Source organism: Bradyrhizobium sp. MI1.4 (assembly GCF_055811315.1).
On the sequence record NZ_JBVVPP010000016.1, the window covers coordinates 66165 to 82111 of the forward strand.

At 61.3% G+C, this 15947-nt stretch carries 16 protein-coding genes and 4 pseudogenes; 14 read left to right on the plus strand and 6 right to left on the minus strand.

Going from position 1 to position 15947, the window contains the following annotated elements:
• The first annotated feature begins 798 nt into the window (after positions 1-798).
• From AC0L23_RS19830 to AC0L23_RS19865, 8 genes and pseudogenes are all read left to right on the plus strand, one after another.
• Positions 799-1323, plus strand: coding sequence for a hypothetical protein (locus AC0L23_RS19830; RefSeq protein ID WP_473357328.1), 525 nt, complete (start codon positions 799-801; stop codon positions 1321-1323).
• Between the two features lie 432 nt (positions 1324-1755).
• Positions 1756-2031, plus strand: coding sequence for a hypothetical protein (locus AC0L23_RS19835; RefSeq protein WP_473357329.1), 276 nt, complete (start codon positions 1756-1758; stop codon positions 2029-2031).
• A 175-nt stretch (positions 2032-2206) separates the two neighbouring features.
• Positions 2207-2962, plus strand: a complete 756-nt coding sequence (locus AC0L23_RS19840; RefSeq protein ID WP_473357330.1) for an outer membrane protein — start codon at positions 2207-2209, stop codon at positions 2960-2962.
• Positions 2963-3319: 357 nt separating this feature from the next.
• Positions 3320-3806 (plus strand): annotated as a pseudogene (locus tag AC0L23_RS19845) (metal-dependent phosphohydrolase); the annotation flags it as partial.
• 65 nt (positions 3807-3871) lie between these two features.
• Positions 3872-4987, plus strand: coding sequence for an AI-2E family transporter (locus AC0L23_RS19850; RefSeq protein WP_085351222.1), 1116 nt, complete (start codon positions 3872-3874; stop codon positions 4985-4987).
• 151 nt (positions 4988-5138) lie between these two features.
• Positions 5139-5633 (plus strand): annotated as a pseudogene (locus AC0L23_RS19855) (acetate kinase); the annotation flags it as partial.
• Between the two features lie 262 nt (positions 5634-5895).
• On the plus strand, positions 5896-6150 hold the full coding sequence (locus AC0L23_RS19860; RefSeq protein WP_473357331.1) for a hypothetical protein: 255 nt from the start codon (positions 5896-5898) through the stop codon (positions 6148-6150).
• A 9-nt stretch (positions 6151-6159) separates the two neighbouring features.
• A complete protein-coding gene (locus AC0L23_RS19865) occupies positions 6160-6384 on the plus strand; it encodes a potassium channel family protein (protein ID WP_473357332.1) in 225 nt (74 codons plus the stop codon).
• Here the strand turns inward: AC0L23_RS19865 and AC0L23_RS19870 are convergent.
• The gene (locus AC0L23_RS19870) at positions 6332-7018 is read right to left on the minus strand and encodes a helix-turn-helix domain-containing protein (protein WP_247362263.1); all 687 of its coding nucleotides are present in this window, start codon (positions 7016-7018) and stop codon (positions 6332-6334) included. The genes AC0L23_RS19865 and AC0L23_RS19870 overlap by 53 nt on opposite strands.
• A 374-nt stretch (positions 7019-7392) precedes the next feature.
• Between AC0L23_RS19870 and AC0L23_RS19875 the strand changes: the two genes are divergently transcribed.
• Both AC0L23_RS19875 and AC0L23_RS19880 read left to right on the plus strand, forming a co-directional pair.
• Complete coding sequence (locus AC0L23_RS19875) at positions 7393-8016, plus strand: response regulator transcription factor (protein ID WP_473357333.1); 624 nt, start codon at positions 7393-7395, stop codon at positions 8014-8016.
• 187 nt (positions 8017-8203) lie between these two features.
• The gene (locus AC0L23_RS19880) at positions 8204-8578 is read left to right on the plus strand and encodes a response regulator transcription factor (protein WP_026233508.1); all 375 of its coding nucleotides are present in this window, start codon (positions 8204-8206) and stop codon (positions 8576-8578) included.
• 15 nt (positions 8579-8593) lie between these two features.
• Here AC0L23_RS19880 and AC0L23_RS19885 read toward each other — a convergent pair whose 3' ends face one another.
• From AC0L23_RS19885 to AC0L23_RS19895, 3 genes and pseudogenes are all read right to left on the minus strand, one after another.
• Positions 8594-9205, minus strand: a complete 612-nt coding sequence (locus AC0L23_RS19885) for an invasion associated locus B family protein (RefSeq protein ID WP_473357334.1) — start codon at positions 9203-9205, stop codon at positions 8594-8596.
• A 28-nt stretch (positions 9206-9233) separates the two neighbouring features.
• Positions 9234-9485, minus strand: coding sequence for a hypothetical protein (locus AC0L23_RS19890; protein WP_247335786.1), 252 nt, complete (start codon positions 9483-9485; stop codon positions 9234-9236).
• A gap of 11 nt (positions 9486-9496) precedes the next feature.
• Positions 9497-10635 (minus strand): annotated as a pseudogene (locus AC0L23_RS19895) (aspartate-alanine antiporter-like transporter); the annotation flags it as partial.
• A 152-nt stretch (positions 10636-10787) separates the two neighbouring features.
• Here AC0L23_RS19895 and AC0L23_RS19900 point away from each other — a divergent pair.
• On the plus strand, positions 10788-11246 hold the full coding sequence (locus AC0L23_RS19900) for a hypothetical protein (RefSeq protein ID WP_083926504.1): 459 nt from the start codon (positions 10788-10790) through the stop codon (positions 11244-11246).
• 100 nt (positions 11247-11346) lie between these two features.
• Here AC0L23_RS19900 and ppk2 read toward each other — a convergent pair whose 3' ends face one another.
• Together ppk2 and AC0L23_RS19910 are read right to left on the minus strand one after the other, a co-directional pair.
• Positions 11347-12147, minus strand: coding sequence for a polyphosphate kinase 2 (gene ppk2 / locus AC0L23_RS19905; protein WP_018458145.1), 801 nt, complete (start codon positions 12145-12147; stop codon positions 11347-11349).
• 36 nt (positions 12148-12183) lie between these two features.
• Positions 12184-12636, minus strand: a complete 453-nt coding sequence (locus AC0L23_RS19910) for a hypothetical protein (RefSeq protein WP_204511558.1) — start codon at positions 12634-12636, stop codon at positions 12184-12186.
• A gap of 181 nt (positions 12637-12817) precedes the next feature.
• Here AC0L23_RS19910 and AC0L23_RS19915 point away from each other — a divergent pair.
• The 3 genes and pseudogenes from AC0L23_RS19915 (at position 12818) to AC0L23_RS19925 (ending at position 15925) form a co-directional block, all read left to right on the plus strand.
• Positions 12818-13229, plus strand: a pseudogene (locus AC0L23_RS19915) (hypothetical protein).
• Between the two features lie 9 nt (positions 13230-13238).
• Complete coding sequence (locus AC0L23_RS19920; protein WP_473357347.1) at positions 13239-14444, plus strand: HlyD family secretion protein; 1206 nt, start codon at positions 13239-13241, stop codon at positions 14442-14444.
• 113 nt (positions 14445-14557) lie between these two features.
• Positions 14558-15925 carry a TAXI family TRAP transporter solute-binding subunit gene (locus AC0L23_RS19925; RefSeq protein WP_473357348.1) on the plus strand — a complete coding sequence of 456 codons (1368 nt, stop codon included), beginning with the start codon at positions 14558-14560 and terminating at the stop codon, positions 15923-15925.
• The last annotated feature ends 22 nt before the right edge of the window (positions 15926-15947 follow it).

Consider the following 15947-nt stretch of genomic DNA (forward strand, 5'->3'; position numbering starts at 1 on the left):
AACAAATCGAATCTGCTTCTCCTTCGAATTCGCCGGATCAGTTCGGATCAAATAATGCGAATCTGGAGGATAGCGCTCCAGCCCGACAAGTGCGGCCCGCCATCGGAAAGCTCGCTGTCACGGTGGCAGCGCCGGCTCTCTCTGCACTGGAGCCAAGTATGCAATTGTGCGAGTGCTTTTCGCCAGAATGCTTCAGGCAGTCGGGGACGAGCTCGGAGACGGCATCGCGGTTCGGGATCTGCTCTTCATCATCTCTGCCGATCGGTTCGTAGGATCCTGTTGCGCAGCGACCAATTTGCTGAACGCACAGAAGAATCTGGCGACGATACCCTCGTCCGATCCGCGCTCATCACGAAGCGCCTCTGCCGCCATAAGCGACCAGCTTCTTGCCTCAGCCATCCAGACGGTGCGGTTTGCCGCATCCTCGCTTGCGAGCTGCCGACAAAGTGCTGCGCGCGAACTCAGCTCGAATTGACTCATCATCGTCCCTCCCTGCCAGAAGCTCGATGTACGCGGTGAGAACTCTGTGTTGCGTGCCACATCTCTGCAATTGACCTTCCGGTCATTGTACCAAGGGGCATGTCACAGCCACTGACCAAGCCGCGCGATACTACGCGAGGCGGTGTTGCGAAAATTCAGTTTGTTGATCTGGCTCAAGCGACGCCGCATTCGAACGCGGTGAACATTAGCCTGCTGCAGCGTGCGTGCGCTCACCAGTGAAGCGCCACCGATGCATCAGCAAGTGCTTCACCAGGGGCGCGCCGCGGCGGAAGCAACGGCGGCTCGATTTAGGCAGCCATGCCCATGCAGGTCGCATTTCTTCGCCAATCCTGCCGCCGTGGCCCGTTGCTTGCCAGACGAAGGTCTGCGGCGGCAATGGCGCCGACAATGCCCATCTCGCGATATCTGGTCTATGTCGGCGGTGCGTTGCTCGCGATGCTCTTCGTTGTGGACGCCCTGGTGCAGGATCGGCCTGCCATCCACGGTGGAGCTGCGCGCTCCGCGACCATCCGCATCCATTCCGATTGGAAATTGCCCGAGCGGGTCGTTCTCGACACTAGCCTGCCGACGATCGTCGCAACCGACATCGCCAAGGTCGAGCCTGGTGCCCTGCCGGGCGCCGACCTCTCACAGATGCGCGCTCGCGAGGCCTTCGCTCAGCTAGGAGCAGCCGATGCCGAACGACCGCCGGCGCGTCCGTCGACAAAAGCTGATGTGAAGCCGCAGCGTCAAAACAAAAGTGCGAGGAGGCACATCGAAAGAAATATCCGGCTCGTCGCGCGGCCGCCGCAGTACGGCTGGTTTGGCAACCAGGTTTGGTGAGCATCTTCGGAGGGGGGGCCCGCCATCGACACTATCAACGAGTGCACGTCGAGGCATTGCCCAATCAAACGTCCTTTAAGATCGGGAGTAACTGGCATGAGTGAAACGTCAAGGTCTGACGGCATCGATCGTCGCGGGGCTCTTTCATTGCCCGGATGGGCAGCTGTATTCGGATTGGCGGCATCCGGCACCGTGCTGTTAGGAACAGAAGTGTCGGCGCAGACGATCGGCATGGAGCGACGCCAGGAGAGGCGGGGAGCCCGCCACGAACGGCGTCAGGAACGGCGCACGGGCCGGACTGAACGCCGCCAGGAAAGGCGTACAGGGCGCACGGAGCGCCGTGAAGAGCGGCGCAACTAGGACGTCAACATGCTCTCACCGATCATCGTTGGCCGGCAGATGTCTGCTTGATCGCGATCCGGAAGCTGGTGGATGCCGCAGACCTGGTACGTCACATTCGAGGTGCACAAGCGTGGGACCTTGCCGAAGCGGCGAAGTCTACGGGAGACACGCACATTCGAGGGCGAAGCCGAGGCGCGGGCTTTCGCGCGAGAGAAATTCAATGAGGGATTGATCGTGTTTGCAGGCACGCTCAATCCCTTTTTGCCACGACGGCTGATTCCCTCGAGCGACATTCCGTCCTGGATAGAGCAAGACCGAGGCGACGAGGTTGGCGGCCACGATGACAAGCGCGACCCGGAGAAATAGGCAGCATGTCTTGGTGCTTCATGCCGATGTCGCGTTCGAAATGTCTTGAGTGTTGCCATTATGGCACGTGGAGTTTGTGCCCTCGCCCGTAGAGTTTCAGCTGGAAGTTGGGGGATGATCGCAGTGCAACAAGTCGCCGTTCGAGCAACCAAAAAGCGGCCGGCAAGGAGAGAGCATGATGAAAAGACTTCTGCTGACAACCATTGGCGTGGTGACGCTGGCCATGGGACCCGCCATGGCTGCCGATATGGCCGTGAAGGCGCCGCCCCCGGCACCGATTATTCCGATCTACAATTGGACGGGGCTCTACATCGGCGGCAATGGTGGCTGGGCGCAGAACCACAACTGTGTCGATTTCCTTGACGCGGCCGGCGTCGCCGTCGCTTCCGGCTGCCGCGATCGTTCCGGTGGTGTTATCGGTGGCCAGCTTGGTTATCGCTGGCAGGCCAGCCAGTGGGTGTTTGGTTTGGAAGCTCAGGGCGATTGGGCGGATTTGAGCAATCAGCGCGTCAGCCTGTTCGATCCAACGCTCTCCACGCGCGCCAAAACGAGCGCTATCGGCCTCTTCACCGGCCAGATTGGCTACGCCTGGAATGCGTCACTGCTCTACGTGAAGGGCGGCGCTGCGGTGACAGACAATCGCCTCAGCGTACTTGATACTGCGACCGGCGCCGAGCTCGCGGCGCAAAGCGCAACCCGCTGGGGTGGTGTTATCGGTGTCGGATTCGAGTATGGCTTCACGCCGAACTGGTCGGTGGGTCTCGAATACGACCATCTGTTCATGGGGCACCGGAAAAATTCGTTTACGGTCGCTGATCCGCGACTTGCTGCTTTCGTGAACGATCGGATCACCCAGGACGTGGATATGCTCACCGTGCGCTTCAACTACCGGTTTGGCTGGGGCAGCAATCCGGTCGTCGCGAGGTATTGAACTCTCCCGATCTGATGTCTTCAGGGGGCCGGCAGCAACGCCGGCCCTCTTTTTTTGCGCTTTGTCGCGTCCTATCCTCAGCGCCTGGCCACGCGATCGACCGGACCGCCGGGATTGGTCGGGGTGCCGGGCCGCACTGCTTCTCGTGCGGCAGCGCGCGCGACGGGACGCACCCAGGACGACGCCCGGTCTTGCAACGCAATGCGCGGGATAGTCCAACGTATTGGCAGTATGCGACGGCGTTGGCGCTCCCAGAACTCGTGAAGACGAACCCGACCGTCATCAATGCAACTGCTAATGCGATGGATGGCTTCATTTTTGGCCTCCTGTTTTTGGAGCCGTAGTGGAAGCCTGCGCGTTGCGGACGTTACCGGCACAACGGTTCGTCTGCCGCGAGGATCGTCCGATGCGGCTCTCGCGCCATACCATGTCGGTCGCTCAAAACTGTTCGTGCTGGAGCGGCTGGATTCCGTCGAGCAGCTGGATGCCGGCCGAGTTGCTCGGGCGATCGAGTACACTCGGTTTCCTTACACGATGTCTTCCAGGATTGCTGTTGCGGGCGGCCGATCTCATCGGTCAGCTCGGCGATCCCAACTACCTGAAGAAGTCCAACGCGCTGTTCTACGAATTCGAAGAGATCGGCCTCAACAAGACCTTGGGCTACGCGGCAGCGGACATCGTTTACAAATATCCGCCATTCTATTGGAGTAACGTAGCTCCCCAGATCCAGCCGGCGATACGTCATCTCAACGTGACGTCCCGAGGCCGGCAATGGATAACAAGTCTCTACGGCAACGTAGTTCGGGCCGAGCGCGAGCTGACTCTGTCTGGACCTCAGCCCTAGAAGAGGCTCGACGCTTGATCTGGATCAAGCGTGCGGCGTGAGAGCAGGGGTTAGTTCGCCTCAGCATGCGCGGCATGGCTGAAGGCGCGTCCGTGAAAACACTCCGTCAGATATTCTCCGGAGACGAGATCATCCAGCTTCTGATCCGACTCGGATTGCTGGGGCTGCTGCTCGTCTGGGCGCTCCTGCTGGTCCGTCCATTCATCCCCATTTTGGCCTGGAGTGTCGTGCTTGCTGCCGCGCTGAACCCGGCTTTTCGGCGCCTCAGCGACATTCTCGGCGGACGGCCGAAGCTTGCGGCGACAATCCTCACGCTCGTCAACCTGGCTGTGGTGATCGGACCGGCGACCTGGCTGGGCATGGGCGCGGTCGACGGGATCACCGATCTTGCCGCCCAGGTGACGGCCGGTGAATTGCATGTGCCTTCGCCGCCGCAGTCGCTCAAGGAGTGGCCAGTCATCGGGCCTCAGCTCTTCGATCTCTGGGATCAGGCGACGACCAACCTCCGGTCGCTCTTGCGCGCGGTCGTGCCCTATTTGAAGCCATTCGCGACCACCTTGCTTGGGTTTGCCGGCAATGCCGGTGTGGGAACGGTCAAGTTTCTGCTGTCGGTGGCGGTGGCCGGCGTGCTGTTTCCGTATGGACCTCAGCTCGTGGCCGCAGGGCGCAGCTTTCTGTCCCGCATCGTGCCGGACCAAAGCGAGCATTTTCTGGACCTGGCAGGAGCCACGATCCGTGCGGTGGCTCAAGGCGTGATCGGCGTTGCCATCATCCAAGCCTTGCTGGCGGGAATAGGTTTCAAGCTCGCCGGCATCGCCAGCGCGGGCCTTCTTGCTTTCGTGGTGCTGTTGCTGTCGATCGTGCAGATCGGCGGGACCATCGTCATCCTGCCGGTCATCATCTGGATATGGACCGACAAGGAATTCCCGATCGCGCTCCTACTGACGGTGTTTCTCGTGATCGTGTCGGTGCTCGACAATATCCTGAAGCCGCTCGTCATGGGGCGCGGCCTGACCACGCCAGCGCTGGTCATCCTGATCGGGGTGATCGGCGGAACTCTCTTCCACGGAATCATCGGCCTCTTCATCGGACCGATCATTCTGTCTGTCGTCTGGGAGTTGACAGTCGCCTGGATCCGCGCTGAACGGGCTGCGCCCGCACAGCTGGCAATCGAGCGTTGACCTCCATGAGCTCGATGGAAGCTCTCGGGTGAAGATACGACGACCGGTCGGAGATGGTGGTGGAAATGCCTGGATGGCCAGCTGACGTTGCTCGGACCGTCAGAGTCGATGCCGGGCGTCGGCATGCCGCAACATTTGCCGTGTGAGTGCGATGGACACCATCCTTGTCATCAATGCCGGCTCCTCTGATCTCCGATTCCAGATCTACTCTGTCGAAGGAGAAGGCAGGCTACGGCAATGGCTCAAGGGGCAGATGGACGGCATCGGGCGCTGTCCGCGCTTGCGGGCGAGCAAGGCTGGCGGTGGTCCGCTCGCCAATCGCGCTTATCCAGTCGAAACAGTGCCAGATGTTGCGGCTGCGATGGACATCACCAGCACCTGGTTGCGGGACGAGCTTCATATAAATCCGATTGCAGTCGGGCATCGCGTCGTTCGCGGCGGTCCAGAGCATGACCGCCCCGTCTTAATCGATCATGAAGTCATGGCCTGCCTGGAGCGGTTGACCAGGTCCGCACTTTTTGATCTGCCGCACAACTTGGCGCCAATCCGTTCCATCCAGGCGAATTTCCCGGCAATCCCGCAAGTCGCCTGCTTTGATGCCGCATTTCCCCGAACGCATGCCGCAGTCGCCGACCATTCTGCGGTTTCTCCGGCGAGCCGCATTCCGGTCCATGTCATCCCCTCCGACGAGGATCTTATGATCGCCAGGCACACGCTGGCACTGCTGATGAAGGGTAGCCCGAGAACGCCAAGCTGAGCGTCATGACCGGGCCCCTTGGTGGCCGGGGTGCGGGCAATGAGCGTACACGCCCGCGCCACGTTGATCTGCATCAAACGCCCGCATCATACCGCGGGCCGGATGGCAGCGCTGACCAACCAAACCCCGGCAGCGTCGGAGGGAGCTCGCGATGGCCGTCCAATTTCTGCTCGGCACTTTCATTAGCGTGATCAACATCATGATTCACGCGCTGGTGACCGTTGCAGCGATCGACATCGCCCGCAGCGCGGGATTGAAGCATACAATGCGGCCCCGATCTCACATGATGGCGATGATGGTCACGATAGCTGTCATTTTGATGGTTGCACACACGGTCGAGGTTCTTGTCTGGGCGCTGGCTTACGCTCTGGTTGGTGCCGCGCCCGAGGGGAGCGAGTTGCTGTAGTTCACCTTCGTGAACTACACCACGCTGGGCTACGGCGATGTCACGCCAGTGCAGGGATGGCGGCTGACGGGGCCGATGACTGCCATGAACGGCATTCTGATGTTCGGCTGGTCGACCGCAGTCCTGTTCGAGGTGTTACGCAAGACCCTTGAACATCTCTCGGCAATCGCGGCGCCCGGCTTCAATTCTGGAGATCATCAAGAGCTGCGAGCTGATGCCGGTCCAGGAGCATGATCTGCCGCTGGGTGTTGCCGATGAAGCCGAGGATGCCGAGGTCGTGAAGGCGGGACAGGGCGCGGGACACGGTCTCCAGGGTCAATCCGAGGTAGTCCGCGATGTCGCGCCGGGACATTGGCAGGGCCAGAATTCCTGCGGCCGTTAGCCGCGTATCCATCTCGAGCAGGAAGGCCGCCACCCGCTCCAGCGAGGTCTTGCGGCCGAGCAGCAGCATGTGATCTTCCGCATGCTGAAGGTTGTTGGTGGTCATGCTGAGCAGGTTCCGGGCAACCATGGCATCGCCTTCTGCGACGAGTTCGAGGCTCTGCCGTTTAACCAGGCGTACGGTCGTGTCGACGATCGCTTCCGTTGTGAATCTATGCTCGCTGCCGTTTTCGAGCCCGAAGATGTCGCCAACCAGGTGGAAGGCGCCGATCTGGCGACGCCCGTCTGACAGGAGCTTGTAGCTTCGCACGGCGCCTGATTTGACCTGATAGACGTATTCGGCCGGCTCTTTCTCGCCGTAGATTTCGGTGCCTTTTTTATAGGTAAATTCGTTTAAACTGATGATCGGATTTGAACTGGTATTCAGGCCAAGCTCGCGGAGTGAATGATGCCGCGAGGAAGCGTCGGCAGCGTTGCGAACCAGCATGGCCAACTCCCGAACTGGTGCTGACGCGATAGCCGCGAGCAGCTTATTTCCATCACCGGGAATACGGAGCCGCCGATACATCACCCTTCCCGCAAAGGTTGTTTACGCCAAAAGCCGGCTTTGCAACCATTGTCTGTAGGTGCATTGTACCAAAGTACAGGGACGGCGATGGTGCGCTGGATGAGAAACCTGTCAGAACATCTGTCGGATTGCGCGGCGTAGGCTTACGTCGCGCATTCCGCCTGAAGTCGTGCCACTGCGGGCGGGCTGCTTTCATTGATGTTGACCTCGGGGTGCGAGGCGTCTTGAATTGCTTCTAAGGCTTGCGCGAGCGGTGGGCGTTCTGCTTGCAAGAACAGGTCGGGAGGAAAACATTGCCTGGCTTCGTCTATGTGGTCGACGACGACCCATCGTTTCGCACCGCCATCCAGCGTCGGCTCAAGCTTGCCGGCTATGAGGTTGTGACCTACGCGTCGGCGCAACAATTGCTCGAGGATCCCCCGGGCTCCGAACATCCGGGCTGCATCCTGCTCGACGTGCAGATTCCGGGCCTGAGCGGCCCTGAGTTGCAAGCGTGCCTCGCCCAACGACCTTCGCCGTTGCCGATCGTATTCCTGACAGGGCATGCTGATACCGCAACGACTGTTCGCGCGATCAAGGCCGGAGCGGAAGACTTTCTGACCAAACCAGTATCTTCGGAACAGTTGATCGACGCGATCGAGCGCGCACTGGTTCGACAAGAGGTGGTGCGCGACCAACAGGGCAAGCTGGATTCGTTTCGTGCTCGTTTGACGTCTCTGACGCGACGCGAGCGACAGGTCTTCGACCTCATCGTGCGCGGGAAGATCAATAAGCAAATCGCTTACGAGCTTGGAACCACCGAGCGCACCGTAAAGGCCCATCGGCACCAGGTGATGACAAAGATGCAGGTGCCGTCCTTGGCCGAGCTGGTCTCCGTTGCCGAGCGGCTCGGACTTCTGAGCTCGCAGCCGGCGTGAACCGTCGGACTGTTTGCGGTAGGTGACGTCAATCTCGCGATCAGACCTGTACGATAGGACAATACGAAATATTGTTGACAGATTCTGGCAACGACTGCCTAGTTGGCCGTTGGATTTGCGCAGGAACATTTGCGGCGCCTCGCCGTTGTGAGGCGGGTGCAGAGTGTTTGATGAGAAAGCTCACCCATTGTTTGCACGCAGGTCAATATACGTTGTGGATGACGATTCATCGATGCGGCGAAGCATGGAGCGGTTGCTGCGGAACCACGGCTTTACCGCGGTTGTTTTCGAGTCCGCCGGTGCATTGCTTAGTCATGGCCACCTCGAAGACGCGTGCTGCCTCGTGCTGGACGTCAATCTGAACGGCGAGTCGGGTATCGCCCTGCGGCGCAAGCTGGCAAGTGACGGCGCTAAGGTGCCTGTCGTCTACATCACGGGCAACGACAGCCAGGCAAATCAGGCGGCCGCGATCGATTCCGGCTGTGCGGCCTATTTGAGCAAGCCCTTCGCGGCCAGCGAGCTGATCGCAACGGTTGAACGCGCCTGCGCCAAGAGCGCTTGAGTTGTTCTCACCTGCTCACTCCTCGATGTCCTGCTCCAGGATCTGTGCAGGAGCGCCTTTGTGAGCCGGGCCGAACTGTGCCAGCGGCAATGACGTCGTCAGAGACAGAAGGTTGGAGTCGGTGACCTCAAGGACGAGAGCCGTGCCGGCATCCATGTCGTTGATGAACTTGGGATCGGCTGCGTCGGCGGCAATGCAGGTATTGCTCAGGCACCAGGTGTAAGGCAATGACTGGACGTTGGCCCCGTCGATCGTCAGCTTGACCGGCTTCTGCAGATACATGCCGACGGGAACGAACACTTGTAGGCGCGCAATGGGGTCGCCGTCACGCTCGATGAGGTCCACGCGGATTGCCATCTGACCCGTAGCAAACCGCCCCGTGATCGAGGTTCGGCACAGCATCGGCGTTCCTGCAGGCCGTACGCAAAGCTTCGTCCAGCCGCCATAGGTGATGTCGTTGGCTTCGCGCTGCCCGCGAGGTGCGATTTCGGCGGACTTTACCTCTGGGGTCGGCTTTGGTGCGGCTATATTCTGCGCTGAAGCTGGTCGGGCAACAGCCGCCGCGAACAATATCGACACGCAGACGAGCGCACGCCCGGACAAAAGCACTGAAGTTGCGTCGATCATGTTCTGCCTCCAGGCGCCAGCTCTGCGGCTATTTCTGCGCGTCAAGGAATCGTTCGACGAGCGGTGCCCACATCGGAATCGTGCCGGGCGAGCCGATGAGGAAATGTCCTTCGCTGACGGGCCGAACCACATAGGCGAACATAGGTAGCGGCAGTGGCAAGGCCCAGACCTCTTCCTGGATACGAACATTGTGGTCGGCGCGTCCCGGGGCTAGAAAGCAGGCCAGGATGCTCAATGCCGCGGCGAAGTAGGTCACTGTCGAAGCATGCCGCAGGTTCATGCGCGCCTCCTTCAACCGGCGAAAGTGCTGGCCACGATGATCGGTCCAAGCACGGTGAGCACAACATTGCCGACAGCGTAAGGTACGGCGACCCCGAGCACGGGGGTTTGGCTTTCTGCTACTTCGCAGGCGCCGGTCACGGCGGCGTCGACCGTCATGGCGCCGGCCAGCGCTCCGCAAATGATGACCGGGTTCATGCGGAGTACGCGATGGGCAAACAGGGTGGTCACGATCAGCGGCACCAGCGTGACGACTAGGCCCATGCCGACCAGCAACATGCCATGCGACTGGATTGCGACCCAGGCCGCGTGGCCGTTCCCGAGCCCGATCGCAGCGATGAAGCCACCAAGGCCGAGATCGCTCAGCGTCTGCTGCGCTGCGGGGGGCATTGCACCCATCGTTGGCCGCCGAGAGCGCAGCCAGCCGCAGAAAAGCCCTGCAATCAGGGCGCCGCCGCCACCTCCCAACGTCAGGGGCACAGACCCGATCTTGACGCTCACGAGACCGGCAATCAGACCTATGGCAATGCCTGCGGCAAGGATGCGATGTCGGTACGATCTTCGGAGCTCAGGATCTGTCCAACCTGCGAGGCGGCGCGCTCGATGTTGCGGGTGCTGCCGACAAGCGTCATGACGTCACCGACATAGACGCGGGTGTCCGCGCTCAAGGGGACTTCGCGTCCCATCCGCGTCAAGGTGCGCAGGAACACGCCGCGCGCGGCGTCGCCGACGCGGTCGGCCACGTCCTTGACGGAGCGGCCGTGGAGCTTGCGATTGTCGACGAGGACGTCGACCATATTGCCTGGAAGAGCCTTCAGGATCTCGTCGGCGTCGATTTCGGTGCCAACAATCGGCTTTGCGGCGACAATGGCCGCCGTGCGACCCGCGATGACGATGTCGTCGGCCGCTTCAAGAACCGTGTCGCGATGCGGCTCGACGTCAGCTCCCCCGCGCACGATCCGCTCGATTACGCTGCGGCTGCCGATCTCGTCTTCGAGCGCGCCGACCGTGCGTCCCGCCGCTGCCGACACCCGGTACGCGCGCGCCTGGAATTTTCGATAATGCAGATTTTCGGTCTGCGGCGGGTTTCCTCCCGACAGCTCCGCTTCCAGCTTCGCAGCCTCCGCCTTCAAATCGATCCGCATCAATTCGGCGGTCGCGGCGCTCTTGAATGGCGGCTGCTTCTCTCATGCACGTAAGTCAGGGAAGCGGCCGCAACTCAGGCCATGTTCGGGTGCCAACCGCGTTCCGCGAGGCATCGTCGAAAGCGGATCACGGCACCCATATCGAGGGAGGACATGCCATGCTTCGTTATCTTCTGGCTCTTGTTGCGGCCGTCGTTCTTCTCACGGCCACGCTCATTCCCGATGATGCCTATGCCCGCCGCGGAGGTGGCGGTGGTGGTGGCTATCGCGGAGGTGGAGGGGGCATGCGCGCCGGAGGTTTCCATGGCGGCGCCGTTCACGCCGGGCGGATCCATGGCGGAGGCGGACGCCATTACGTAGGAGGTCCGCGGCCAAGCCATCCGATCGCCGGTCGTCCGGGTCGCCCCGGTTACCCCGTTGCGGGCCGTCCGGGCCGTCCCGTCGCCGGTTATCCCGGAGGCTATCCGCGATATGGTTATCGAGGCGCGGCTTACGGTGCTGCTGCCGTCGGTGCGGCCGCCGCGGGCGCCTACGGATACTACAACAACAACTACAACAACGGTTGCTATCAGGACACGTACGGCAATTGGGTCTGCCCCAACCAGTATCCGTATTGAGGAGGGAATGCGCTGCTGACGGACCCAGCGAAGTCCGTCGGCAGCATCGATCTGACCGTCAACGATCGGACCGCGCGCGCCGTGCGGCCCGATCACTTCGTCAATAGCGTTCGGCGACGAAGTTCATCCCGCGCAAGGGGGCCTGGTCATTGTAACGTCCCTTGTCGGAGCGCTTCGGCAGCTTCACCTCGTCCTTCTTGATCCGCTTGTGCGGGATAGCCTCCAGGATGTGCGCGATACAGTTCAGCCGCGCCCGCCGCTTGTCGTCGGACCGAATGATGTACCATGGGGCGTCCTTCGTGCTCGTCTTCTTGAGCATCAGGTCGCGCGCGCGCGAATAATCATACCAGCGCTTGAAGGATTCGAGGTCCATCGGGCTCAGCTTCCATTGCCGCACCGGATCGTCGATGCGGGCGTGGAAGCGGCGCTCCTGCTCGTCCATCCCGACCTCGAGCCAGATCTTGATCAGGATGATGCCGCCGTCGATGACGTACTTTTCCATCTGCGGACAGAGCGAGAGGAAACGATCGTGCTCGGCGGGCGAGCAGAATCCCATGACATATTCGACGCCAGCGCGATTGTACCAGCTCCGGTCGAAGATCACGATCTCGCCGCCCGCCGGAAACTGCTTCATGTAGCGCTGGAAGAAGAGCTGCGTCTTTTCGCGATCCGATGGCGCCGGCAGCGCCACCACCCGGAACACGCGCGGGCTAACCTTTTCAGTGATCGCCTTGATCGTGCCGCCCTTGCCGGCCGCATCGCGGCCTTCGAACAGGACGATGACTCGAAGCTTGTTTTCCTTTACATAATCTTGGAGATGGCAAAGCTCGATCTGGAGCTTTTCGAGCTCCTTCTCGTAGTCCTTGCGCTTCATCCGCTCTGAGGCTTCGTCCTTTGCCATGCCGCTCCGCCTTCTCTTAACTCGGCCGAAACGTGATCAGTCGCCCCAGGAAATGATGACGCCGATGTCGCCGGGCACGCCGCCGGGAAAATCGATGACCTGATAGCCGATGCGATAGCCGCGCGGCTTGAGGTATTCGGACCAGAGCTCGAAGATCTCTTTTGGAATTCCCGTCAGCGTTTTCTCCCAGCCCGCCTCCATTTGGTTGATCGCGCGGCCCTTGTCGGTGCACAGGGTATTCGGGAAGCGATAGACCTGCACTTCGGTCAGGCCGTTGCGAACTGCGCGCTGGATGATGGTCGAGGCGAGCTTGATTTTCTCCTCCTCGGATTTTCCGGACGGTTTGCTTAGCCGTTCGATCAAGTCGCGTTTCTCGGCTTCGGCCGCGGCGGCGAGGCGAACATATTCCTCGGCCTTTCTGGCTTCCTCGAGCGCAGCTTCCTTGCGAATTTGCAGTGCGTTGGGAATGAGCTCATCGATGCCGGGCATGATTGGTGCGTTCCTGGCTTGCTGTGGGATCGGAGTCAGGGCTAAGGTATGTTTCGCGCCGTCCGGACCTTTGATTCATATCAAGCAATTTTCTCACCTGCGCGGCCACGGTAACGAGCCGGCGCGCAGACCGCCCTGATCCCTTCTGTGGAGGCGACCATTGACCGAGCAAATTCATCCGTTGGCCCCGCATCATCTGCCGTTCTATCTCGCGCCGGGAAGCGGCACGGACGGTGCTGATGGTGGTGATGGGGATCTTCCTGATCGGCAGCGTGCTCTGGGTCGGTACGCTCTATTGGAAGCTGCACAGCCTTCCCGAACGAATGGCGCACAAGTCGCAGAAGCTGCAGTTCGAGATCGTGGCCATGCTGGGCATCATCTCGCTCTTTACGCACATGCACATTTTCTGGGTGGCCGGCCTTCTGCTCGCGATGATCGACCTGCCGGATTTGGGCACGCCGCTGCGGAGCATCGCAGGCTCGGTCGAGAGAATCGCTGACGCGGCGCCCGGTGAGGGCCGCGAGCCTGAACTGCCAATCCTGCCGCCGGTCGAGAAGCCGATCGTCAAGGGGAAGGAACACAGCCATGTTTGAGCTCATGTTCTGACCATCCTGCCGGACTACCTCTACCGCCGCTATGCCCAAGGCAAACGTTTCGGCAAAGAGATCACGTTCTTTTCCATTTGGTACGAATTGCGATGGGGCATCACCGGCTGCCTGATGCTCACGATTTCTCTGATCACGATGATCTCCTACTTTCATCCGTCAACGACCTCGGCCACACTCTATTTCCGCACGGTGCCGATCCTGCCCGAGGGCTCGGGCCGCGTCGCGGAAGTCAATGTCGGCTACAGCGAGGCCGTGAAGAAGGGTGATGTGCTGTTCAGGCTGGACGGTTCGAAGCAGAAGGCTGCGTTGGAAACAGCCACCCGCAAGATCGCCGAGGTCGACGCTGCGATGACAAGCGCCGAAAACGACGTCGTCAAAGCCGAAGCGCAGATCCAGGAAGCCAAGGCCAGCCTTCAGCAGGCCAAGGACGAGCTGGATGTCAAGACGGAGTTGCAGCGCCGCAACCCCGGTATCGTCCCGCAACGCGATATCGAGAAATTACAGGTCGTGGTCAACCAGCGGCAGGCTGGTGTGGACTCGGCCACTGCGTCCAAGACGTCAGCGACGTTGCGGCTTTCAACGCTGTTGCCGGCTGAAAAAGCGAGCGGCCAGGCGGCGTTGGCGGAAGCGCAGGTCGATCTGGACAAGACCTTCGTTCGCGCCGGTGTCGACGGCCGCGTGGAGCAATTCCTGGTCCGCACCGGCGATGTCGTCAATCAGCTGATGCGCCCGGCCGGCGTGCTGGTTCCGGACGGCGCCGGCAGGCGCGCCTTGCAGGCCGGCTTTGGTCAGATCGAGGCGCAGGTGATGAAGGTCGGCATGGTGGCGGAAGCAACCTGCATCTCGAAGCCGTGGGTGATCATTCCCATGGTCGTCACCAGTGTCCAGGACTACATCGCGGCCGGGCAGTTCCGAAGTGGCGAGCAACTGATAGAAGCGCAGAACGTCGGCCGGCCCGGCACGATCCTGGCCTTCCTTGAGCCGCTCTATAAGGGCGGACTTGAAGGCGTGACGCCGGGCAGCAGCTGCATCGTCAATGCCTATACCAGCAATCACGAGGAGATTTCCGCGAAGGAGACCGGCACGGGTCGGGCAATCGCCTTGCATGTCGTCGATGGCGTCGGGCTCGTGCACGCCATGCTGTTGCGAATTCAGGCGCTGCTGCTGCCGATCAAGACGCTGGTGCTGAGCGGGCACTGACCGGCTTCGCTTTGGTTTGAATCGCACGTCGGTTCAGCGATGCGCCTCAGTTGAGCCGGTCTGGCATCATGAGCCAGTCCGACCACCCAGCGCATATCAACTGTGAGCGCCACATGGTCCCTGCGAGAATGCCGGTTTGGCTTCGTTCTATCATTGTCGCCAGCGCTGTTGTGCTCGTGCTTGGAGCGGGCCTGTTCGGCTACCGCTGGTACTCTCACCCGACGACGCTGACCATCGCGGTCGGATCGCTGGATGGCGAAGCCACGCGTCTGGTATCGGCGTTGGCAAGCCGGCTTGCCGTGGTGAACGCCCCGGTCCGGCTCAAGCTTGTGGAAACCACCAACGCGCTTGATGCTGCCGAGCAGTTTGCGGCGGAAAAGGTCGAGCTTGCTGTCGTCCGCGGCGACGTGGGCGACCTATCGCAGGCGCAGGCCATCGTGGTTCTCGCCCATGCCGTTGTCCTGCTGGTTGCGCCGCCGGGCTCCTCCATTACCGAAATCGCTGGTCTGAAGCGCACCAGCGTCGGCGTGATCGGCGGCGAGATGAATCGCAAGGTCGTCGACGTCCTCAGCGACGAATACGGCCTTGGACGCGCCAACGTGACATTCCGCAATCTCCAACCGGCAGACGCGCGGCGGGCACTCGATGCCAAGGAGGTACGGGCGATTCTGATCGTCGTTCCCCTTGCGGAAAAGTATCTCGCCCTCTTGCGCGGCCTCTTTCTGCAGACGCCGAAGACCGCGCCGGTCCTCCTTCCCGTCGAGGCGGCTGGTGCCATCGCTGAAAAGCAGCGCGCCTATGAAAGCTTCGATGTCCCGAAGGGCACGCTGCGCGGTTCGCCGCCTGTCCCGAGCGAGGATCTCACCACGCTGCGGGTTTCGTTCTATGTGGTCGCGCAGAAGCAGCTCAGCGCAGAGGTGGCGGGCAGCCTGGCCGACGCGCTGATGAAGGCGCGCAGGGGTCTGCTCGGTGAATTGCCGATCCTCTCGCAAATGACCGCGCCGAGCACGGATTCGGACGCCTTCCTCCCGGTTCATCCTGGCGCCGCAGCATTCTACAACGGAACGCAGCAGAGCTTTCTGGACGAATGGGGAAACGCGATCTTCCTCGCGCCCATGATTTTCGGCGGCCTCATCTCTATATTGGCGGCGGCTTGGAAATTCCTTCAGGTGCGTGATCCTTCTAAGGACGAACGGGGCCTGGACTTACTGTATGCACTGGGCGCGCGGATACGCAGGACGGAGGCGGAGGCCGAACTGTCCGATATCGAGGTCGAGATCGACCGGGTGCTCCAGGGCCAGCGCGCCAAGGCCGCTGCAGGAGACGAGAATGCGCTCGATGTCTCCACACTGAATGTAGCCGCGCACCGCCTTCAAAGCCTGATCCACGATCGCCGGATCTTACTTTCTGCGCGGCTGGGCAGCAGCGGCCAAGCGGTGCGGCCGGACATCGATCGGATCGAACGTCCGGCCGCGGAGTGAATAGCTCCGACCTCCGGGAGAG